A 20167-nucleotide genomic window follows, 5' to 3' on the forward strand; every position below is an offset into this window, starting at 1 on the left:
TTCGACGGCGGCGCCGACGCCTGGCTGGCGGGTCTGTCGGGGCTGCGGAACATCGTGCGTCAGGAACTGGTCGCCAGGCAGCTGGCCGAACAGATCACCGAGCACTTCTTCCACGGCAACGGCGCCGCCGAGGCCCGTCCGCTGCGGGTGCTGGACGTCGGCTGCGGTCAGGCCACCCAGGTGGTCCGGCTGGCCCGGGCCGGGCACCTGGTCACCGGACTCGACCCGGACCCGGTGACGCTGGGGGCGGCCCAGGGCGCCATCGGCGCCGAGCCCCAGCAGGTGCAGCAGCGGATCAGCCTGCTGACCGGCGAGGGCGGCGACTGCGGCCGCTGGTTCGGCCCCGGCACCTTCGACGTGGTGCTCTGCCACGGGGTGCTGATGTACATGCCCGAGGCGGAGCCGATGCTGGCCTCGCTGGCCCGGGTGCTCGCCCCCGGCGGCATGCTCTCGGTGGTGGTCCGCAACGGCGACGCGCTGGCGATGCGGCCCGGCTGCGCCGGGGACTGGGGCGGGGCGATCGAGGCCTTCGGCACCGACCGCTACACCAACCGGCTGGGTCTGCCCACCCGCGCCGACCGTCTTGAGCCGCTGACCCGGACCCTGTCCGAGATCGTGGTCCCGCTGCGCCGCTGGTACGGGGTGCGGGTGTTCACCGACCAGACGCCCGACCACGTCGGCCCGCCGGTGGACGGACGGCAGCTGGCGCAGTTGCTGGACGCCGAGGAGCGGGCCGGTCGCACCGACCCCTACCGCGCCGTGGCCGCGTTGCTCCATCTGGTGGGCACCCGCCCCGGTTGATCACCGGGGGTAGGGTCTGCCGCATGGAGTTTCGTCATCTGGGCCGCAGCGGCCTGATCATCAGTGAGATCGCCTACGGCAACTGGCTCACCCACGGTTCCCAGGTGGAGGAGGACGCGGCCGTCGCCTGCGTCCGGGCCGCCCTGGACACCGGGATCACCACCTTCGACACCGCCGACGTCTACGCCGGGACCCGGGCCGAGGCCGTCCTCGGCCGGGCGCTGAAGGGCGAGCGGCGCGAGGGTCTGGAGATCCTCACCAAGGTCTACTGGCCGACCGGTCCGGGCCGCAACGACCGGGGCCTGGGCCGCAAGCACATCATGGAGTCGATCAACGGCTCGCTCCGCCGGCTGCAGACCGACTACGTCGACCTCTACCAGGCCCACCGCTACGACACCAGCACCCCGCTGGAGGAGACCATGACGGCCTTCGCCGACGTGGTGCACTCGGGCAAGGCCCACTACATCGGCGTGTCCGAGTGGACCGCCGAGCAGATCCGCGCGGCGCACGCGCTGGCCCAGGAGCTGCGGATCCCGCTGGTCTCCAACCAGCCGCAGTACTCCGCGCTCTGGCGGGTCATCGAGGCCGAGGTGGTCCCGACCTGCGCCGAGCTGGGCCTGGGTCAGATCGTCTTCTCCCCCATCGCCCAGGGCGTGCTGACCGGCAAGTACCTGCCCGGGCAGCCGGTCCCGGACGGTTCGCGGGCCACCGACGAGAACGGCTCCCAGTTCGTCGCCCGCTACCTCAGGGACGACGTGCTGGAGCGGGTGCAGCAGCTCCGCCCGCTGGCGGACGAGGCCGGGCTCTCGCTCGCCCAGCTGTCGGTCGCCTGGGTGCTGCAGAACCCCGACGTCTCCGCGGCGATCATCGGCGCCTCCCGCCCCGAGCAGGTCACCGAGAACGTCAGGGCGGCCGGGGTGAAGCTGGACTCCGAGCTGCTCAAGAGGATGGACGCGGTGCTGGCCCCGGTCGCCGAGTTCGACCCGGCCAGGACCGCGGAGAACGCGCCCAAGTCCCGTCCGTAGCCCGCACCGTACGTACCGGCCGTACTTCTCAACGGTCGCGCCCGCAGCCTATGGTGTCCTCGCCGAAAGGTACTGGTCCACGAGGCGGGGGACATGCGGGTTGATCCAGGTGGCAGTGACGGGTTCTCGGTGGACCCGGCCGACCTCTCCGGTGTGGCCGGACAGGTCGGCCGGGCCTACGACGACTACGACACGGTGATCGTGTACTTCTGCGGTTCGGGTGACACCCCGTCAGGAAACCAACTGGGGCAGGACGGTGTCCCGGCCGCCTGGTCCGCGTTCGAGAGCGCCTGGGGCGGCGAGCTGAGCACCACCAGCCTGGCCCTGGCCGAGCTGACCCGGAAGCTCCAGGCCACCTCGGACAACTACCGGACCAACGAGGCCGCGGTGGCCGGGGCGATCGCCGGCGTGGGCGGTGGGCCGCGATGAGCTCGCTGTCCGACCTGCAGGACGCGTTGCAGCAGATCCAGCGGTCGACACCGATGGTCGGACGCTTCATGTTCGACTCGCTCCCCGGGGCCATCGGCCAGGCCCTGGCGGTCCCCGGGCCGCCGGGGTCGCCCTCCGTCGTCGACGCCCAGGCCGAGGACTACCGCAAGGCCGGGGCGCAGGCCGCGGTGGTGGAGGCGGACCTGACCCATGTCAGCAGCTCCGCGCTGCCCCGGGCGTGGACCGGCCCGGTCGCCGAGACCGCCGCGCAGGCGGTGGCCTCGGTCGCGGCCGAGGTCGCCACCACCGTCACCGTGCTCGGCCAGGCCGCCGCGGCGATGGCGCAGTGGAGCGCTGAGCTGTCCGCCGCGCAGACCCTGGACCGTTCCGGCACGGCCGAACTGACGGCCGCTCAGCAGCAGCCGATGTCGCAGTTCGACGCGGCCAAGCAGGCCGCGGTGAACGGCTGCGAGACCCGGATCCAGGCGGCCAGGAACGCCGCCGCGGGGGCGCAGACGCTGGCCAACCTGCTGACCCAGCTGGCCGCCCAGGCCCGGGCCGAGCGGGTCGACAGCCCGGACATCGACCCGCTCGGCGCGGTCGAGCTGGCCAACGCCTCCGGCACCGGCGGGGACATCCTCACCGCCGCCGAGCTCAGCCGCGCCTCGACCAGGCTCAACAGCATGAACCCGGCCGACCGGGCCGCGTTCGAGCAGCTGCTGCAGAGCTCCTCCTCGCCCCAGGAGGCCGCCTACCTCTGGCAGGCGCTGGCCGCCGGGAACAGCATCAGCCAGGTCCAGCAGTTCGACAGCGTCATCCACGCCCACGGCTCCGACCCGGACTGGCTCTACCAGCACCTGTCGCCGACCGTGCTGGACTCGGCCGACCCCGGCATCGGCAACACCTACAGCCAGGGGGCGGTGAACGACTGCGTGGCCGCCTCGACCGTGGTCGCCGAGGCCAAGGTCAACCCGGTGCTGATGCTGCAGCTGAGCACCAGCAGCCTGGGCCTGCAGCAGGCGCTCCAGCAGGAGTACCTGAACCAGTACGACCTGGCCCAGCTCGCCGAGGGCAACCAGGACCCGCTGAAGGACCCGGCCGACCCGGACGGCGTGGGCCCCAAGGGTGTGGACTTCCTGGCCAACAAGGACCTCGGCTCGGTCACCGGGACCGCGTACCAGTCGGTGGACGTGAACTCCTCCTCGGACCGGCAGGCCACCGTGCCGCAGATCGAGCAGTCGGTCTCCTCGGGCACACCGGTACCGATGGACATCGGCGGGGACGTCAAGCAGCCCGACGGCTCGACCAAGTGGGAGGGCCACCAGGTCATGATCATCGGGGCCAGCGGCGACCAGCTGGAGGTCTACAACCCCTGGGGCTCCACCTCCTGGATCTCGACCTCGGACTACGTCAACGGGAACGTCGGCTCGATCACCGGCACCACCATGAACACCCCCTTCCACGTGGAGATCCCGAAACAGTGAACGAGCAGGACCGACCCCGGAACGTTCGCTACGACGCGGATCTGATGGACCTGGACGTCCCGGCCGGCATCACCCGCGGCCTCGCCGCCGGCGGTGCGGCGCAGCGGGCGCTGTTCGACCAGACCGCCGTCGCCGCCTCGCACCGGGCCGAGGAGATCGGCGTGGACCCGCTGGGGCTGGCCTTCCTGGCCCGCTACGTCCGCGCCGCCGGGGTGAGCAGCGCCGCCGCGCTGCCCGAGCCCCTGGTCGGCCCGGCCGGAACGGCGCTGGCCCGGCAGTGGCTGGCGGCGGCGGAGCCGGTCAGCGGCGACGTCACCACCGACGACCTCTTCGCCCGCTGGCTGACCACGGTGTCCATGCTGCTCGCGGCCCGGCTGCGGCTGTACCGGGGCGGGGCCCGGTGACCCGGCGCAGGACGGTGCTGTGGAGCGTGGTCGGCGTACTGCTGCTGGCCGGTGCCGGGGCGGTCACCGCCGTCGCTCTGCACGGCTCGGGGCCCTCCCTGCCCGCCACGGTGCTCGACGTGCCGGCGTTCCCGGCGCCCGGTGCCACCGCGCCCAGCGCCTTCCCCGCCGTCGAGGTCGCGCTGCGACCGGGGCAGAGCTTCGGGGTCCGCTACACCGTGCCGGACTACCCGGAGCGGTGGACCCCCGGGACCGCCGAGGACGCCGGCGTGGTGCAGCAGGGGAACTCGATCACGGTGCGGACCCCGCCCAAGGGCACTGTCGGCGGCTCGTCCACCTACGTGCAGGTCTACCGGGCGGTCGAACCCGGGACCACGCACATCGTCTGGAACCTGGCCTGCGGCACGCAGGTCTCCGCCTGCCGCTACACCGAGACCTTCGACGTCACCGTGTCCGCCTGAGCCCGGGCGGGCCGGTGGCGGACACGGTGACGCGGGGAGTGCGGGGTCAGGACGGGTGCAGGCTCATCGGGCCGTAGATCTTCTCGCCGTCCTCCAGCAGCACCGCCTGGTCGATCCCCTCGGCGAGCAGGTCCTTGTAGCTCTCGCCGATCCACGACTCGGCGTCGCCCTGGGTGGGGAACTCCTCGGTGCCGTTGGCCGAGGCCGTCACCGAACCGTCGGCCTTCTCGAAACGCCACGTCCACACCATGCTGGGGCTCCTTCCGCCGGGACATCTCGTTCCTGCGCAGGTTACCCAGTACCTCAGGCCGCGTAAGCCAGTGCGGTGTCTCCGTCGTCGGGTTCGGCGTCCTCGGGTTCTGCATCCGGTGCGACCTGGACCGCGACGGTGACCCGGGAGCTGCGGCCGCGCTCGTCGGTGAAGCGGTAGCCGAACGAGTCGCTGCCGGTGAAGCCGGGGACCGAGGTGTAGGTGGCGGTCCCCTCGTCGCTGATGACGGCCCGTCCGTGCAGCGGGGCGGAGGTCGGTGCCACCAGCGCCCGCTCGGTCGGCAGGCTGCCGGTGTAGAGGTCGATCACGGTCGGCACCCCCGACACCGCGTCGGCGCGGTCCCGGGCCGGCGAAGCGATCCTGCGGACGTTCATGCTGGTCCCCTTCCGACGGGTGCTCCGGAACACCAACATGGCAGCTGGTCGACAGAGCACCAAATCGGGTGTTTACGCTGGTCACACCTGGAGTCCAGAGCAAGGGGCGGGTTTGTGCGGATCTACGCGGAACGTAAGCAGGGCGGCCGCCGGAGGATCGGGATCGAGTTCGGTCCGGCCGCCGCCGACCCCCGGCGCACCCTGGTCCTCGGCGGCGCGCGTTCCGGGAAGTCGGTCACCGCCGAGCGGATGCTGAGCGACCGTCAGGACGTGCTCTACGTCGCCACCGGGGGCCTCAGGGACGGCGACGCCGAGTGGGCCCAGCGGGTGGCGCTGCACCGGGAGCGGCGCCCCGCCTCCTGGCGGACCGCCGAGACCTGCGACCTGGAACCGCTGCTGGCGGCGCGTCAGAGCGCGCCGCTGCTGGTGGACTGCCTGTCGCTGTGGCTGACCGCCGCCATGGACGACTGCGGCGCCTGGGACGACGCGGTCTGGGCGGCCGGCGGCGAGGCCGAACTGCGGTCCCGCACCACCGGGCTGGTCGCCGCCTGGCGCTCCTCACCGCGCCGGGTGGTCGGGGTCAGCAACGAGGTCGGCAGCGGGGTGGTGCCCGCGACCGCGTCCGGGCGGCGCTTCCGGGACGAGCTGGGACGGCTGAACGCCGCGGTCGCCGCGGCCTCCGACGAGGTCCTGCTGGTCGTCGCCGGTAGGACCCTACGACTGGGCCCTGCGTCCTGACCCACCGGAACGGTAACGTTCCGCCGGTGAGTACCTTCGATCTCGACGAGTTCTCCGCGCTGGTGGCGCGCCCCGACGACGAGTACCGGCAGGCGGCCGAGGAGCGCTACGGCGCGCTCGGCCTGCCGCGCCGCTCGCTGGGAACCCTGCAGGAACTGGGCGGCTGGCTGGCCGCCGTACAGGCAACCTGCCCGCCGGCCCCCGTGCGCCGGGCCAAGGCGGTGCTGTTCGCCGCCGACCACGGGGTGGCCGCGCTGGGCGTCTCGGCACTGCCGGCCGGCAGCACCGCCCGCCGGGTGCGGGCGGTGCTGGACGGCACCGCGCCGGTCAGCCTGCTGGCCGAGCAGTACGGCGCGCAGGTGCGGGTGGTGGACATGGCCGTGGACGCCGACCCGGAGGAGTTCCCGGCCGAGGTGGTCCGGCACCGGGTCCGCCGCGGTTCCGGGCGGATCGACATCGAGGACGCGCTGACCCGGGAACAGGCCGAGGCCGCGTTCCGGGCCGGGATGGCCGTCGCCGACGAGGAGGCCGACGCGGGCACCGACCTGGTGCTGCTGGGCGACATCGGCGTCGGCTCCACCACGGTGGCCTCGGTCCTGGTCGGCGCGCTGTGCGGGACCGACGCCGCTGCGGTGACCGGGCGCGGCTCCGGCATCGACGACCGGGTCTGGATGGTGAAGTGCGCGGCCATCCGCGACGCGCTGCGCCGGGCCCGTCCGGTCCTGGGCGACCAGTTGGACCTGCTGGCGGCGACCGGCGGCGCGGACTTCGCCGCGATGACCGGCTTCCTGCTGCAGTCGGCGCTGCGGCGCACCCCGGTGGTGCTGGACGGCGTGGTCTCCGCGGCCTGCGCGCTGGTGGCGCAGCGGATCGCGTTCCGCGCGCCCGAGTGGTGGCGGGCCGGGCAGGCCACCGGGGAGCCGGCCCAGACCAAGGCCTACGAGCGGATGAGCGTCGAACCCATGCTGGAGCAGCGGGTCGCCCTCGGCGAGGGCCTCGGCGCGCTGATGGCGCTGCCGGTGCTGCAGGCCGCCTCGGTGCTGCTGGCGGAACTCCCGCTGGCGCCGGTGGAGTCGGCCGAGGCGGCTGATTCGGCGGCTGCGGCGGATGCGGCCCAGGAGACCGGGGCGACCGAGGAGACCGGTCCGGCCGAGCCGGCGGACCAGGACGAGGCCGCGGTGTGACCGACGGCCTGCGCTTCGCCTTCGGCACCCTCTCGGTGCTGCCGGTGCGGGTGGACCGGTGGGACCGGCCGACGGCGGGGCGGGCCATGCTGTGGGCGCCGCTGGTCGGCGTGGTGCTGGGCGGGCTGGCCGCGCTGCTCGGCGGCGGGCTGCGGCTGCTGGACGGCGGCCCGCTGCTGGCCGCCGTCGCCTGCGTGGCCGCGCTCGCGGCCCTCACCCGGGGCCTGCACCTGGACGGCCTCGCCGACGTCGCCGACGGCCTCGGCAGCAACAAGCCCGCCGCCGACGCGCTGCGGATCATGAAGGCCTCCGACATCGGCCCCTTCGGGGTGGTGGTGCTGCTACTGGCCCTGTTCACCCAGGTGGCGGCACTCGCCCAGGCGTTCGGCGGGTCCGCCCGACTGGGGGCGTTCGGGGTGGTGCTGGCCGCCGCGACCGGTCGGGCGAGCCTGCTCAGGGGCTGCCTGGACGGCACCCCCTCGGCCCGCCCCGACGGCCTGGGCGCGACCGTCGCCGGCACCGTGCTCCCCCGATCCGCGCTGGTCACAGGGGTGCTCCTGGTGGCGGCGGCGGCCGGCGGCGGCTGGGCGGCGGGCGGCGCGGGGACCGCCGGGCTGCGCCTGGCGGTGGGCGCGCTGCTCGCCCTGGCCTGCGGTCTCGGCTGCGCCGCGCTGCTGCTTGCGCACTGCGTCCGCCGCTTCGGCGGCATCACCGGCGACGTCCTGGGTGCCATGGTGGAGACGGCGACCACCGCCGCGCTGGTGGTGTGGTGCCTGTTCGCCGCAGCCTGACGCGGCGACACCGGGCCGAACCGCACGGAGCCGGTCTGAGATGCTGTCACCACAAGCCGGGGTGACGGACCTCGGCATGAGGGGCACAACATTCCACCATGCGGACTACCATGCTGGACAGGCCGCTCGCGGTCTGGACAACCAGCAACCCTCACCCTCGCCCTCCTCAGCACTCCTGACGCATGGACCGCGTGCCGAGGACCGCATACAGAACAGGACGCATTACGTGACTTCAGTGTCTCTGAGCACCTCCGCGGCCAACGCGCTGCGCGCGGACGCCGTCGTCGTGGCCGTGGCCAAGGGTCCCAAGGGCCTCGTGCTGGCCCCGGGCGCCGAGACGGTCGACGAGGCGTTCGACGGCAAGCTGGCCGACGTTCTCGGCACCCTGGGCGCCACCGGCGCCGAGGGTGAGGCCGTGAAGCTCCCCGCCCCCGCCGGCGTCAAGGCTCCGCTGGTCCTGGCCGTGGGCCTGGGCGAGGCCGCCGAGGACGGCGGTTTTGACGCCGAGGCGCTGCGCCGCGCCGCGGGCACCGCCGCCCGCACCCTGCACGGCTCCAAGAAGGCCGCCTTCGCGCTGCCGTCCGGCGACGCGGCCTCGGTCGAAGCCGTCGCCCTGGGAGCGCTCCTCGGTGCCTACGCCTTCACCGCCTTCCGCGGCGACGAGGCCAAGGCCGCCGGCAAGGCGCCGCTCGGCGAGATCTCCCTGGTCGGCGGCAAGCGCGACAAGGCGGCCAAGGCCGCCGTCGAGCGCGCCACCGTGCTCGCCGAGGAGATGAACCGCACCCGTGACCTGATCAACACCCCGCCGAACGACCTGTTCCCCAAGTCCTTCGCCGACATCGTCACCGCCGTCGGCAAGGAACACGGCCTCAAGGTCGAGGTCCTGGACGAGAAGGCGCTCGCCAAGGGCGGCTTCGGCGGCATCCTCGGCGTCGGCGTCGGCTCGGCCCGTCCGCCGCGCCTGGTCAAGGTCGCCTACACGCACCCCAAGGCCAAGCAGACCCTCGCCTTCGTCGGCAAGGGCATCACCTACGACTCGGGCGGCATCTCGCTCAAGCCGGCCGGCCACAACGAGACCATGAAGTGCGACATGTCCGGCGCCGCCGCCGTGTTCGCCGCCGTGGTCTCCGCCGCCCGCCTGGGCCTGCAGGTCAATGTCACCGGCTGGCTGGCGCTGGCCGAGAACATGCCCTCGGGCTCGGCGACCCGCCCGGGCGACGTGCTGAAGATGTACGGCGGCAAGACCGTCGAGGTCCTCAACACCGACGCCGAGGGCCGCCTGGTGCTCGCCGACGCCATCGTCCGCGCGGGCGAGGAGAAGCCGGACGCGATCGTCGACGTGGCGACCCTGACCGGCGCCATGATGATGGCGCTGGGCAGTCGCACCTTCGGCATCATGGCCAATCAGGACGGCTTCCGGGACAAGGTGTTCGCCGCCGCGACCGCCGCCGGCGAGCAGTCCTGGCCGATGCCGCTGCCGGCCGAGCTGCGCAAGGGCATGGACTCGCCGACCGCCGACATCGCCAACATGGGCGAGCGGATGGGCGGCGGCCTGGTGGCCGGCCTGTTCCTGCAGGAGTTCGTCACCGAGGGCACCCCCTGGGCGCACCTCGACATCGCGGGCCCCGCGTACCACGAGGGCGCCGCGTACGGCTACATCCCCAAGGGCGGCACCGGCTCCGCGGTTCGCACCCTGGTGCAGCTCGCCGAGGAGACCGCCGCCGGCGACCTGTAGTTCCACCAGCACGCCGTGACGCCGGAGCGTCCAGTTCCGTTGACCCAGTGTCGACAGGATCTGGACGCTCCGGCGTTCGCCATGAGCGCAACCACACACTTGTTTGTGGCGTGGCGGGACCTTTGGCCCCCCGCCCGCGTCCACAGGGCAGCCCCGGACATCAAGCACTGGAAACAAGTGCGAAGATGTATTTCCGGCACGACTGGTCTCCCCACAAGGGAGAACCGCTCCCCGGCCGGCGACCGACCGGGACGATCCGCACCCTTTGCATGGAGGACGTGACGTGGCGAACGACGCCAGCACCGTTTTCGACGTAGTCATTCTCGGAGGCGGAAGCGGCGGATACGCCGCGGCGCTGCGGGCGGCCCAGCTTGGACTCCAGGTCGCCCTCATCGAGAAGAACAAGCTCGGTGGCACCTGCCTCCACCAGGGCTGCATCCCCACCAAGGCGCTGCTGCACGCCGGCGAGGTCGCCGACCAGACCCGCGAGAGCGCGGGCTTCGGCGTCAAGGCCAGCTTCGAGGGCATCGACATCAACGGCGTCCACGCCTACAAGGACGGCGTCGTCAGCGGCCTCTACAAGGGCCTGCAGGGCCTGGTGGCCAGCCGCAAGATCACCTACGTGACCGGCGAGGGCCGCCTCTCCTCCCCCACCTCGGTGGACGTCAACGGCGAGCGCTACACCGGCCGCCACATCGTCCTGGCGACCGGCTCCGTGCCGAAGTCCCTGCCGGGGCTGGCCATCGACGGCAACCGGGTGATCTCCTCGGACCACGCGCTCACCCTGGACCGGGTCCCGCAGTCCGTGATCGTGCTCGGCGGCGGCGTCATCGGCGTCGAGTTCGCGTCGGTCTGGAAGTCCTTCGGCGCCGAGGTCACCATCATCGAGGCGCTGCCGCACCTGGCCCCGCTGGAGGACGAGAACTCCTCCAAGCTGCTGGAGCGCGCCTTCCGCAAGCGCGGCATCAAGTTCGAGCTGGGCGCCCGCTTCGCCGGCGTCGAGTACACCGAGACCGGTGTCCGCGCGTCGCTGGAGAACGGCAAGCAGGTCGAGGCCGAGCTGATGCTCGTCGCCGTCGGCCGCGGCCCGGTCTCGCAGAACCTCGGCTACGAGGAGGCGGGCGTCGCGACCGACCGCGGCTACGTCCTCGTCGACGAGTACATGCGGACCAACGTCCCCACCATCTCCGCCGTCGGCGACCTGGTGCCGACCCTGCAGCTGGCGCACGTCGGCTTCGCCGAGGGCATCCTCGTCGCGGAGCGGCTGGCCGGCCTCAAGGTCGTCCCGATCGACTACGACGGTGTGCCGCGGGTGACCTACTGCAACCCCGAGGTCGCCTCCGTCGGCATCACCGAGGCCAAGGCCAAGGAGCTCTACGGCGACGACAAGGTGGTCACCGCCAAGTTCAACCTGGCCGGCAACGGCAAGAGCAAGATCCTCAAGACGGCCGGCGAGATCAAGCTGGTCCAGGTCAAGGACGGCGCCGTGGTCGGCGTCCACATGGTCGGCGAGCGGATGGGCGAGCAGGTCGGCGAGGCTCAGCTGATCTACAACTGGGAGGCGCTGCCGTCCGAGGTCGCCCAGCTCATCCACGCGCACCCGACCCAGAACGAGGCTCTCGGCGAGGCACACCTGGCGCTCGCCGGGAAGCCCCTGCACAATCACGACTGACCTCCCCGGTTACGCCGCCATCCATCCGCACGCACCAAGTAGGAGTACCTGAACTCATGGCAGTCTCAGTAACACTGCCCGCTCTCGGCGAGAGCGTGACCGAGGGCACCGTCACCCGCTGGCTCAAGGCCGAGGGTGAGCGTGTCGAGGCCGACGAGCCGCTGCTCGAGGTCTCCACCGACAAGGTCGACACCGAGATCCCGGCGCCCGCGTCCGGCATCCTGGCCTCGATCAAGGTCGGCGAGGACGAGACCGTCGAGGTCGGCGCCGAGCTGGCGATCATCGACGACGGCACCGGCGCCCCGACGCCCGCGCCCGCCCCCGCCGCCGTCGAGGCCCCCGCGGCTCCGGCTGCCCCGGCCCCGGTGGCTGCCGCTCCGGCGCCCGCCGCTGCTCCGGCCGCCCCCGCCGCTGCCCCGTCCGCCGTCGCCGGCACCCCGGTCCTGCTCCCCGCGTTGGGCGAGAGCGTGACCGAGGGCACCGTCACCCGCTGGCTCAAGGCCGAGGGCGACACCGTCGAGGCCGACGAGCCGCTGCTCGAGGTCTCCACGGACAAGGTCGACACCGAGATCCCGGCCCCGGTGTCCGGCGTCCTGCTGAAGATCTCCGTCGGCGAGGACGAGACCGTCGAGGTCGGCGCCGAACTGGCCGTCATCGGTGCGCCCGGTGCCGCGGCCCCCGCCCCGGCTGCTCCGGCCGCCCCGGCCCCGGTCGCGGCTCCCGCGCCCGCCGCTCCGGTCGCTCCCCCGGCGCCCGTCGCCGCGCCCGCCCCGGTCGCCGCCCCGGCCCCGGTCGCCGCCGCGCCGGCCCCCGCCGCGCCGGCCCCCGCCGCCCCGGCCCCGGCCCCGGTGGCTGCGCCGGTCGCCCCGGCCGCTCCCGCTGCGGCCCCGGCCGACGCGGGCGACGCCTACGTCACCCCGCTGGTCCGCAAGCTGGCCTCCGAGCAGGGCATCAGCCTCAGCGCGGTCCAGGGCACCGGCGTCGGCGGCCGGATCCGCAAGCAGGACGTGCTCGCCGCCGCGGAGGCCGCCCGGGCCGCCTCGGCCGCGTCCGCCGCCCCGGCTGCGGCTGCCGCCAAGGCCCCGGCGACCATCGCCGAGGCCTCCCCGCTGCGCGGTCAGACCGTCAAGATGACCCGGATGCGCAAGGTCATCGCCGACAACATGCTGAAGGCGATCCAGACCACCGCGCAACTCACCACGGTCGTCGAGGTCGACGTCACCAAGGTGATGCGGCTCCGCGCGCAGGCCAAGAACGCCTTCGCGGCCCGTGAGGGCGTCAAGCTCTCGCCGATGCCCTTCTTCGTGAAGGCCGCCGCCGAGGCGCTCAAGTCCAACCCGATCGTCAACTCGACCGTCAACGACGCCGAGGGCACGATCACCTACCACGCCGCCGAGCACGTGGGCATCGCGGTGGACACCGAGCGCGGCCTGATGGTCCCGGTCATCCACGACGCGGGCGACCTCAACATCGCCGGCATCGCCAAGAAGACCGCCGACCTGGCCGCCCGCACCCGGGACAACAAGGTCAAGCCGGACGAGCTGTCCGGCGGCACCTTCACCGTCACCAACACCGGTTCGCGCGGCGCGCTGTTCGACACCCCGATCTTCACGCCGCCGCAGGTCGCGATCCTCGGCATCGGCGCGACGGTCAAGCGTGCCGTGGTGGTCACCACGCCGGAGCTCGGCGAGACCATCGCCGTCCGCGACATGGTCTACCTGGCCCTGTCCTACGACCACCGCGTGGTCGACGGCGCCGACGCCGCCCGCTTCCTGGGCACCGTCAAGGCCCGCCTGGAGGAAGGCGCGTTCGAGGGCGACCTCGGGCTCTGACCCCTTCGACGCCGCTGCCCCCGTCCCCGCTTCGGCGGACGGGGGCAGCGGCGTCTCCGGAGACCTGCGAGGATCAGGGCTATGGACGAGACGGACTTCTGGCAGTTGATCGACGAGACCCGTGAGGGAGCTCAGGGCGACCCGGTGGAGCATGCCGACCTGCTGGTCGAGCGGCTGGTGGAACGGACGCCGGACGAGGTGATCGACTTCGCCAGGCTGTTCGAGGCCCGCATGGTGCGGGCCTGGCGCTGGGACCTGTGGGGAGCGGCCGATCTGCTGCTGGGAGGGGCGGGCGACGACGCCTTCGAGTACTTCTGCTGCTGGCTGATCGGCCAGGGCCGCGAGGTCTTCGAGGGCGCGCTCGCCGATCCGGACGAGCTGGCCGACCTGGTGCCGGACTTCGACGACGAGGAGGACGGCGACGCCGAGGAGCTGGGCGACGCCGCCGACCGGGCCCACGAGCAGCTCACCGGGCTCCCGCTGCCCGACCTCGGCATCAGGCCCAAGCCCGGGAAGCCCACCGGCAGGTCCTTCGACTTCGACAACGCCCGCATCATGGAGGAACGTTTCCCCCGCCTCTGGGACAGGTTCGGCGGGTAGCCGTTTCTGACGGGCTTTCGGCTGCGGCTGAGCCAGTTGCAGACCCCTGGGGGCGCGGGGAACTGCGCGACAGACCATGCACACGCCGCAGCCGAAAACCCGACACGTCCCCGCCCCCGCGAAGCGCCACTGCGGCGACCTGCCAGGATGGCCCCATGCGCATCGCTGTCACCGGCTCGACCGGCCTTATCGGGTCCGCACTCGTCCGCTCGCTGCTCGCGGACGGGCACCAGGTCGTCCGGCTGGTGCGCCGCCCACCCGCGCCACGGCCGGACGGCAGTACCGAGGTCCGCTGGAACCCGGGGCTGCGCGAGATCGACCGCGCCGCCCTGGCGAAGGGCACCGACGGGGCGCCGCTGGACGCGGTGGTGCACCTGGCCGGGGCCGGCATCGCCGACCACCGCTGGACCGCCGCCTACAAGCGGCAGATCCACGAGAGCCGGCTGCTCGGCACCGGGACCATCGCCGAGGCCGTGGCCGGACTGGAGCAGCCGCCGAAGGTACTGGTCAGCGGATCGGCGGTGGGCTACTACGGACAGACCGGCGACCAGGTCATCGACGAGACCGCGCCCGCCGGGGGCGACTACCTGGCCCGGGTCTGCGTGGAGTGGGAGCAGGCCACCGCCCCCGCCGAGGCGGCCGGCATCCGGGTGGCGCACGCCAGGACCGGCCTGGTCGTGGCCGGTGACGGGGGTGCCTGGGGGAAGCTGTTCCCGCTGTTCAGGTTCGGCCTCGGCGGCCGGCTGGGCAACGGCCGGCAGTACTGGAGCTTCATCTCCCTGCACGACGAGGTGGCCGCGCTGCGCTTCCTGGTCGACACCGACTCGCTGAGCGGACCCTTCAACCTGAGCGCCCCGGCGCCGGTCACCAACCGCGAGGTCACCGAGGCGATGGGGCGGCTGATGCACCGTCCGACCCTGGCCGCCGTCCCCGAGTTCGCGCTGAAGCTGGTCCTGGGCGAGATGGCGGTGGAGGTGGTCGGTAGCCACCGCACGGTGCCGGCCAGGCTGCTCGACGCCGGGTTCCGCTTCCAGCACCCGACCGTGGACCAGGCCATCGAAGCCGCACTCTGAACGGCGCTCTGCACCGCGCCCTGAACGGCGTCTGACGCCTCGTCCGCGTGGACGGCGTACGGGCGCACGCTGGGGGCGCACGCCGTAGCTCCCGTAACCCTCTGCGCTCGCCTGCGCCCCTCGCCACCTTCTCCGTCACCCGCCGTCGCCGGATTGTCGCCCTCCGTTCATTCCGGCCGAAACCAGCGGTCTGATCAGCCGTTCGACTGGGCATTGAGGTGGGGACCGATCGGCGTCAGCCGATCGAGGCACACGGAGGGAGCCGCACCGTGCCCGCAACACCCCTGCTGCACAGAATGTCCCGTCCGGTCGACGTGGTCGTCGTGGGAGCCGGACTCGCCGGGCTGGCCGCCGCGCGGCAGCTCACCACCGCCGGAATGGCGGTGACCGTCCTGGAGTCCACGGACCGCATCGGCGGCAGGGCCGCCGGGGACCACCACGACGGCTTCCGGCTCGACCACGGTTCGCATGTGCTCAACCCCTCGTTCCCCGAGCTCGACCACAGCCTCGACCTGGAACGGCTCGAACTGCGCCCGCTCAGCCCCGAGGTGCTGGTGCACCAGCACGGACGACGCCACCGGATCGGGGTGGCTGCCCATGCCCGCAGCGCACTCACCGCCGTTCGCGCCCCCATCGGCGCCCCCTGGGACAAGGCCCGCCTGGGTGCGGCCCTGTCCCGCCTCGCCGCCACCCCGGTCGAGCAGTTGCTGGGCCGGCCCGAACGGACCGCCGCCGAGGCGCTGGCCCTGCGCGGTATTCCGGCCAGGACCATCGACAGCTTCCTGCGCCCGCTGCTGGCGGCGCTGCTCAGCGACCCGCACCTGGCCAGCAGCAGCCGGGTGGCGGACCTGGTGCTGCGCGGCTACGCCCGCGGCGGCCTCAGCCTCCCGGCCGGGGGCATCGGCGCCGTCCCGGCCCAACTCGCCGAGGCGCTGCCGGCCGGGACGCTACGGCTGGGCGTCCGGGTCACCTCGGTCTCGGCGGACGGCGTCGACACCGAACGGCACGGCCGGATGCCCTGCCGCGCGGTGGTGGTGGCCGCCGACGCCCGCTCGGCGGGCGAGCTGCTGCCCGGCCTGCACCAGCCCGGACACCACCCGGTGACGACCTATTACCACGTCGCCGACGTCTCCCCGCTGGCCGCGCCGCAGCTGCTGCTGGACGCGGACCGGGGCGGTTCGCTGGTCGCGCACACCCTGGTGCTCAGCGAGGTGGACCGCTCCTACGCGCCCGGCGGCGGCGCGCTGATCTGCTCGACCGTCCTGGGCCGTCCGCACTTCGGGCCTGACGGCCCGGCAGCGCTGGAGCCGCAGGTGCGGCGGCGGCTGGGCCGGCTGTACGGGGTGGACCCGTCCCGCTGGGAGTTCCTGACGGTACGGCACGTCCCGGACGCCCTCCCGGCGATGGTGCCGCCGCACCACTTCCGCCGCCCGGTGCGGGTGCTGCACGGCCTCTACGTGTGCGGCGACCACCGCGACACCAGCACCGTCCAGGGCGCCCTGCTGTCGGGCCGACGGGCGGCGGGCGCGGTCCTCCGCGACCTGGGAGTGCCCTTCGCCGCGGGGGCCGAGCAGGCTGCCTGAGGTGCGGACCGTTGATGGATGCTCGCGCAGTTCCCCGCGCCCCTGTAGGGGCGCGGGGCTCTGCTCAATCAACTGCGCGCGCTGCCAACCATGCACCAACCGTCAGATCACACCCGCCGCATGTGCCGCCTCCTCGAAGCTGCGGACGGCCGTGGTCCCCCGATAAGGCCCGAGCCTCCGGCTGAACTCGCGGACGTACTCGACTGCCCGGAGCGACCGCATCTCCGCCGCCCCCCGCAGCGCCTCCGTCGCGCCGGTGCAGGCCTCGTCGACCTCGCCCATGCCCAGCCGCGCCGTGGCCAGCACGATGCGGCAGAACACCCGGCTGCGGGCGTACCCCACCGCACGGAGCCGGAGCGACCGCTCTGCATGCTGGGCGCAGGGGCGCCACTGCTGCAGATCGCGGTAGCAGTGGCCGAACTCGTCGGCCAGCTGGGCCTCGTCGAAGAACCGGGCCCACGGCGGCAGGTCGTCGCCCGGGCGCGCGGTCTGCAGCGCCCGCTCGGCCCTGACCAGCGAGGTGGTGCAGGACCTGGCGTCGCCGATCACCCCGTGCCCGCGCGCCTCCGCGGCGTGCATCAGCGCCTGGACCGGGCTGGGCGCGGCGCTGCCGATCCCCTGCTGGGCCACCCTGGCCAGTTGGACGGCCTCCCGGCCGTGCCCCAGGTACACCGCCTGACGGCTCATGGTGACCAGGATGTACGCGCCGTACAGCCGGTCGTTGGCCGCCTGGGCCAGCCGCAGCGACTGGACGAAGTAGCGCTGGGCCAGTCCGTGCGCGCCGATGTCGTAGGAGGTCCACCCGGCCAGCCGGGTCAGGTCGGCGACGGCGCCGAACAGTGAGCGGCCGATGGGCTCGCTGTAGCGGCCGCGCAGCATGGGCTCGGCCTCGCTCTCCAGGTAGCGGATCAGCGCCTGCCGGGCGTGGCCGCCGCCGTAGGCGTTGTCCAGCGAGCGGAACAGGTCGCCGACCGCGCGGACCGCCGCGACGTCACCGCGGCCGACCCGCTGCAGGCCGCGCGGCGCGTGGGCCGGGGCCGGCGCGGGCAGCGCCTCGCCGTGGCCGATCCCGCCCGAGCCCGCGGGCTGGACCCCCAGCGCTCCGGGGGTGAGCGGGCGACGCGACTGCGCGGGGATGCCGGGCAGTCCGGGGCGCAGCCCCGGACGGAGCGGCGGTGCGGCGATGCCCAGTTCCTGCGGGGTCTCCCTGGCCACCCGGTCGTCGGTGCGGCCGATCAGCCAGTCCCGGCTCGGGACCACCAGGCCGGCCGGGGTGAAGGCGATCCGCCGCAGCTCGGAGTGGGCTCCGGTGTCCTTGCGCCACATGCTGCTGACGATGTCCACCGCCTCGGCGGGGGTCTCGGCGAACTCGAGCCCCGCGTACACCGGCGCACAGGCGTCCAGGCCGAGGTCCTGGGCGCTCAGCCGGCGGCCGAGGCGGCGGGTGAACACCTCGGCGATCAGCGCGGGGGTGGCCCCCCGGGGCTGCTGTCCGCGCAGCCAGCGGGTGACCGAGGTCTTGTCGTAGCGCAGGTCCAGGCCGTGCTCCAGGCCGAGCTGGTCCACCCTGCGGGCGAGGCCGGCGTGGGAGAAGCCGGCCTCCTCGATCAGCGCGGCCAGCCGCGCGTTCTGCGACCGGTCGGCCTGGGAGCGGACCTCCGGCTGCGCGGGCTGGTGCGGGACGGGACGGGTCGGACCGGGGCTCATGGGTGGCTCCAAAGCCCGGGGCGGGCTGATCCGGTGGTCGACCGACCGAGGGTGGTCCTGGACCGGGTTGCGGTCCGGACGCGGCTCGGTCGACGGCCGCTCGGTTACTGGCCGTTGGGGCATAGGACACTCACCTTCCGGGGGCTCTCGGCGGCACCGGGGTGCGCTCCCCGGAACGCCCCGCGAGCTCCCTACGGGAACGGCGTGAATGTAGCGAGCATTTGACCCGTATGGCCGAATACGTCTCCACGTTCGTCCGATCGAGTGACAACAGCCCCTCGTTGAGGCGACAAGGGTGACGACCGTGACAACGTCCCCCACCGACCCGGTGCCGGTGGGGGACGAGCGGATGTCAGCGCGCCGCGAGCCCCCGCAGCACCAGGCCGACCAGGGCGGCGAAGTCGCGGTCCGCGGCCGGGGCGGACCAGAGCGGTGCGTAGACCGGGTCGTGGAAGCGGGCGGTGGCCTGGAACACGATCTGAGCCAGGGTCAGCGGATCACCGTCACGGGCGAATATCCCGTCGTCCTGGCCCTCCGCGATGATCACGGCGAGCTGCGACTCCAGCGTCGTGAGGTGCTCGTCGAGCACGCTGCCGCTCTCGGCGGCCAGCACCGAGTAGGTGGCGAACAGCTCCGGGTCGTCCAGGGCCTTGCGCTTCTTGGCCCCGTACAGGGCCTCCAGCCAGAGCCGGAGCCGCCGGTCCGGCGACTGCGACCCGGTGGCGATCGCCGGCAGCGCCGCGTGCGCACGGTCCAGCCAGCGCCGGGTCACCGCCGCCCGCAGCGCCGCCTTGCTGGGGAAGTGGCGGTAGACCGTGCCGTGGCTCACCCCGAGCGCCCGGGCCACGTCGACCACCGTGGCCTTGGCCGGCCCGAAGCGGCGCAGCACGTCCTCCGCCGCCTCGATGATCTGCTCGGTGGTGAGCGCTGTTTCCGCCATCGCGTGTCGTCCGGCCCTACTTCTCGCTGTCCAGGTGTGCCATCTGAGCAGCAACATACCTGTCGCCCGCGGCGGCGCCGACCGGGACCGCGGCCTCGATCGCGGCCAGGTCGTCGGCTTCGAGCTTGAGGTCCAGCGCCCCCAGCGCCTCGCTCAGCCGCTCCCGGCGACGGGCGCCGACCAGCGGCACGATGTCCTCGCCCTGGGCCAGCACCCAGGCGATGGCGGTCTGGGCGACGGTGGCGCCCTTGGCCTCGGCGACCGCCCGCAGGGCCTCGACCAGCCGGAGGTTGGTGTCCACGTTGCCCGCCGCGAAGCGGGGGCTGATGCCGCGGAAGTCGCCCGGCGCCACGGCCTGGTCGGCGCGCCAGTGGCCGCTGATCAGACCGCGGGAGAGCACACCGTAGGCGGTGATGCCGATGCCCAGCTCACGGGCGGTGGGCAGGATCTCGGCCTCGATGCCGCGGGAGATCAGCGAGTACTCGATCTGCAGGTCGGCGATCGGGTGCACGGCGTGGGCGCGGCGCAGCGTCTCGGCGCCCACCTCGGAGAGGCCGATGTGACGCACGTGCCCGGCCTGGATCTGCTCGGCGATGGCGCCGACGGTCTCCTCGATCGGGACGGCGGGGTCCAGCCGGGCCGGGCGGTAGACGTCGATGTGGTCGGTGCCCAGCCGGCCCAGCGAGTAGGCGAGGAAGTTCTTGACGGCCTGCGGGCGGGCGTCGTTGCCCCACCAGCCGCCGTCGGCGTCGCGCAGGGCGCCGAACTTCACACTGATCTGCACCTCGTCGCGGCTGCGGCCACTGCTGCGCAGCGCGTCGCGGATCAGGAGTTCGTTGTGGCCCATGCCGTAGAAGTCGCCGGTGTCGATGAGCGTGACGCCGGCGTCCATCGCCGCGTGGACGGTGGCGATCGACTCGGTCTCGTCGGCGGGACCGTACATTCCGGACATGCCCATGGCGCCGAGGCCGATGGCGGAGACGCGGGGGCCGGTGCTGCCGAGCTGACGGAGGTCCATGAGGGGAGGTCCTTTCGGGGTCTTCAACCTGCCGCTGACAACTAT

General features: G+C 73.3%; 19 protein-coding genes and 1 pseudogene. 15 read left to right on the forward strand and 5 right to left on the reverse strand.

Features of this window, described 5'->3' with window-relative positions; translation table 11 throughout:
• The first annotated feature begins 51 nt into the window (after positions 1-51).
• The 6 genes from IF29_RS0101645 (at position 52) to IF29_RS0101670 (ending at position 4604) form a co-directional block, all read left to right on the forward strand.
• The gene (locus tag IF29_RS0101645) at positions 52-801 is read left to right on the forward strand and encodes a class I SAM-dependent methyltransferase (protein ID WP_030248547.1); all 750 of its coding nucleotides are present in this window, start codon (positions 52-54) and stop codon (positions 799-801) included.
• A 23-nt stretch (positions 802-824) separates the two neighbouring features.
• Positions 825-1826 (forward strand): aldo/keto reductase family protein, encoded by a 1002-nt coding sequence (locus tag IF29_RS0101650; protein WP_030248549.1) that lies wholly within the window; start codon positions 825-827, stop codon positions 1824-1826.
• Between the two features lie 93 nt (positions 1827-1919).
• Complete coding sequence (locus IF29_RS0101655; protein WP_157623520.1) at positions 1920-2255, forward strand: hypothetical protein; 336 nt, start codon at positions 1920-1922, stop codon at positions 2253-2255.
• The gene (locus IF29_RS0101660; protein ID WP_030248552.1) at positions 2252-3739 is read left to right on the forward strand and encodes a hypothetical protein; all 1488 of its coding nucleotides are present in this window, start codon (positions 2252-2254) and stop codon (positions 3737-3739) included. The genes IF29_RS0101655 and IF29_RS0101660 overlap by 4 nt, the downstream gene beginning before the upstream one ends.
• A complete protein-coding gene (locus IF29_RS0101665; RefSeq protein WP_030248553.1) occupies positions 3736-4143 on the forward strand; it encodes a hypothetical protein in 408 nt (135 codons plus the stop codon). Before IF29_RS0101660 ends, IF29_RS0101665 begins: the two co-directional genes overlap by 4 nt.
• Positions 4140-4604 carry a hypothetical protein gene (locus IF29_RS0101670; protein WP_157623522.1) on the forward strand — a complete coding sequence of 155 codons (465 nt, stop codon included), beginning with the start codon at positions 4140-4142 and terminating at the stop codon, positions 4602-4604. The genes IF29_RS0101665 and IF29_RS0101670 overlap by 4 nt, the downstream gene beginning before the upstream one ends.
• A 46-nt stretch (positions 4605-4650) precedes the next feature.
• Here IF29_RS0101670 and IF29_RS0101675 read toward each other — a convergent pair whose 3' ends face one another.
• Both IF29_RS0101675 and IF29_RS0101680 read right to left on the reverse strand, forming a co-directional pair.
• Positions 4651-4854: a hypothetical protein gene (locus tag IF29_RS0101675; protein ID WP_030248556.1), complete on the reverse strand. Its 204-nt coding sequence runs from the start codon at positions 4852-4854 to the stop codon at positions 4651-4653.
• Positions 4855-4907: 53 nt separating this feature from the next.
• Positions 4908-5249 carry an Ig-like domain-containing protein gene (locus IF29_RS0101680; protein ID WP_030248557.1) on the reverse strand — a complete coding sequence of 114 codons (342 nt, stop codon included), beginning with the start codon at positions 5247-5249 and terminating at the stop codon, positions 4908-4910.
• Positions 5250-5438: 189 nt separating this feature from the next.
• Here IF29_RS0101680 and cobU point away from each other — a divergent pair.
• From cobU to IF29_RS0101725, 9 genes and pseudogenes are all read left to right on the forward strand, one after another.
• Positions 5439-5987: pseudogene (gene cobU, locus IF29_RS47300) on the forward strand (bifunctional adenosylcobinamide kinase/adenosylcobinamide-phosphate guanylyltransferase); the annotation flags it as partial.
• A 26-nt stretch (positions 5988-6013) separates the two neighbouring features.
• Positions 6014-7171, forward strand: coding sequence for a nicotinate-nucleotide--dimethylbenzimidazole phosphoribosyltransferase (cobT, locus tag IF29_RS0101690; protein ID WP_051724755.1), 1158 nt, complete (start codon positions 6014-6016; stop codon positions 7169-7171).
• The gene (locus IF29_RS0101695; protein ID WP_030248560.1) at positions 7168-7962 is read left to right on the forward strand and encodes an adenosylcobinamide-GDP ribazoletransferase; all 795 of its coding nucleotides are present in this window, start codon (positions 7168-7170) and stop codon (positions 7960-7962) included. Before cobT ends, IF29_RS0101695 begins: the two co-directional genes overlap by 4 nt.
• Before the next feature lie 226 nt (positions 7963-8188).
• The gene (locus IF29_RS0101700; protein WP_030248561.1) at positions 8189-9697 is read left to right on the forward strand and encodes a leucyl aminopeptidase; all 1509 of its coding nucleotides are present in this window, start codon (positions 8189-8191) and stop codon (positions 9695-9697) included.
• 283 nt (positions 9698-9980) lie between these two features.
• A complete protein-coding gene (gene lpdA, locus IF29_RS0101705; RefSeq protein WP_030248562.1) occupies positions 9981-11369 on the forward strand; it encodes a dihydrolipoyl dehydrogenase in 1389 nt (462 codons plus the stop codon).
• Positions 11370-11425: 56 nt separating this feature from the next.
• The gene (gene sucB, locus IF29_RS0101710; RefSeq protein ID WP_030248563.1) at positions 11426-13201 is read left to right on the forward strand and encodes a 2-oxoglutarate dehydrogenase, E2 component, dihydrolipoamide succinyltransferase; all 1776 of its coding nucleotides are present in this window, start codon (positions 11426-11428) and stop codon (positions 13199-13201) included.
• A gap of 81 nt (positions 13202-13282) precedes the next feature.
• Positions 13283-13801 carry a DUF4240 domain-containing protein gene (locus IF29_RS0101715; protein WP_030248564.1) on the forward strand — a complete coding sequence of 173 codons (519 nt, stop codon included), beginning with the start codon at positions 13283-13285 and terminating at the stop codon, positions 13799-13801.
• 155 nt (positions 13802-13956) lie between these two features.
• Entirely contained in the window at positions 13957-14874 is a 918-nt protein-coding gene (locus IF29_RS0101720; RefSeq protein WP_030248566.1) for a TIGR01777 family oxidoreductase, read from the forward strand.
• 296 nt (positions 14875-15170) lie between these two features.
• Positions 15171-16457, forward strand: a complete 1287-nt coding sequence (locus IF29_RS0101725) for an NAD(P)/FAD-dependent oxidoreductase (RefSeq protein WP_030248568.1) — start codon at positions 15171-15173, stop codon at positions 16455-16457.
• A gap of 102 nt (positions 16458-16559) precedes the next feature.
• On the opposite strand, the gene IF29_RS0101730 is transcribed toward IF29_RS0101725, so the two are convergent.
• From IF29_RS0101730 to IF29_RS0101740, 3 genes are all read right to left on the reverse strand, one after another.
• On the reverse strand, positions 16560-18164 hold the full coding sequence (locus tag IF29_RS0101730) for an NsdA family TPR-like regulatory protein (protein WP_232241973.1): 1605 nt from the start codon (positions 18162-18164) through the stop codon (positions 16560-16562).
• A 352-nt stretch (positions 18165-18516) separates the two neighbouring features.
• On the reverse strand, positions 18517-19104 hold the full coding sequence (locus tag IF29_RS0101735) for a TetR/AcrR family transcriptional regulator (RefSeq protein WP_030248571.1): 588 nt from the start codon (positions 19102-19104) through the stop codon (positions 18517-18519).
• A 16-nt stretch (positions 19105-19120) separates the two neighbouring features.
• The gene (locus IF29_RS0101740; RefSeq protein ID WP_030248573.1) at positions 19121-20122 is read right to left on the reverse strand and encodes an aldo/keto reductase; all 1002 of its coding nucleotides are present in this window, start codon (positions 20120-20122) and stop codon (positions 19121-19123) included.
• Positions 20123-20167: the final 45 nt, after the last annotated feature.

It is taken from the genome of Streptacidiphilus jeojiense (assembly GCF_000719095.1).
Classification (GTDB): Bacteria; Actinomycetota; Actinomycetes; order Streptomycetales; family Streptomycetaceae; genus Streptacidiphilus; species Streptacidiphilus jeojiensis.

Bases quoted from the DNA above. Each gene is read 5' to 3' on its own strand.
- IF29_RS0101650 (WP_030248549.1), top strand. From the start codon at position 825: ATGGAGTTTCGTCATCTGGGCCGCAGCGGCCTGATCATCAGTGAGATC.
- IF29_RS0101655 (WP_157623520.1), top strand. From the start codon at position 1,920: ATGCGGGTTGATCCAGGTGGCAGTGACGGGTTCTCGGTGGACCCGGCC.
- IF29_RS0101660 (WP_030248552.1), top strand. From the start codon at position 2,252: ATGAGCTCGCTGTCCGACCTGCAGGACGCGTTGCAGCAGATCCAGCGG.
- IF29_RS0101675 (WP_030248556.1), bottom strand. From the start codon at position 4,854: ATGGTGTGGACGTGGCGTTTCGAGAAGGCCGACGGTTCGGTGACGGCC.
- IF29_RS0101680 (WP_030248557.1), bottom strand. From the start codon at position 5,249: ATGAACGTCCGCAGGATCGCTTCGCCGGCCCGGGACCGCGCCGACGCG.
- sucB (WP_030248563.1), top strand. From the start codon at position 11,426: ATGGCAGTCTCAGTAACACTGCCCGCTCTCGGCGAGAGCGTGACCGAG.
- IF29_RS0101715 (WP_030248564.1), top strand. From the start codon at position 13,283: ATGGACGAGACGGACTTCTGGCAGTTGATCGACGAGACCCGTGAGGGA.
- IF29_RS0101720 (WP_030248566.1), top strand. From the start codon at position 13,957: ATGCGCATCGCTGTCACCGGCTCGACCGGCCTTATCGGGTCCGCACTC.
- IF29_RS0101725 (WP_030248568.1), top strand. From the start codon at position 15,171: ATGTCCCGTCCGGTCGACGTGGTCGTCGTGGGAGCCGGACTCGCCGGG.
- IF29_RS0101730 (WP_232241973.1), bottom strand. From the start codon at position 18,164: ATGAGCCCCGGTCCGACCCGTCCCGTCCCGCACCAGCCCGCGCAGCCG.
- IF29_RS0101735 (WP_030248571.1), bottom strand. From the start codon at position 19,104: ATGGCGGAAACAGCGCTCACCACCGAGCAGATCATCGAGGCGGCGGAG.
- IF29_RS0101740 (WP_030248573.1), bottom strand. From the start codon at position 20,122: ATGGACCTCCGTCAGCTCGGCAGCACCGGCCCCCGCGTCTCCGCCATC.